Here is a 253-nt window from a genome sequence, read left to right on the forward strand (position 1 = left end):
TATCAGCGGCCCGCAGCATGCCATCGAGGGCACCCTGCAGGGCGGCAACCTGACGGCGCTGGCCAGCGTTTGCGGTACCGATGCCGGGCTGCGCCTGGCCGAGGATTCGATCCTGATCCTGGAAGACGTCGGCGAGCCCTACTACCGCCTGGAACGCAGCCTCTGGCAACTGCTGCACAGCTTCGCCGGGCAAAGGCCGCGGGCGGTGTGCCTGGGCAGCTTCACCGACTGCCCGCGGCGCGGCGTGCACCAC

At 70.0% G+C, this 253-nt stretch carries 1 protein-coding gene; it reads left to right on the top strand.

Annotation, left to right across the window (positions count from 1 at the left end; genetic code table 11):
* Nucleotides 1–253 (top strand): hypothetical protein (locus NDO48_RS29380; protein ID WP_416377235.1); only part of this gene is annotated, 253 nt, incomplete at both ends.

This window comes from Aminobacter sp. MET-1 (genome assembly GCF_026521175.1).
Classification (GTDB): domain Bacteria; phylum Pseudomonadota; class Alphaproteobacteria; order Rhizobiales; family Rhizobiaceae; genus Aminobacter.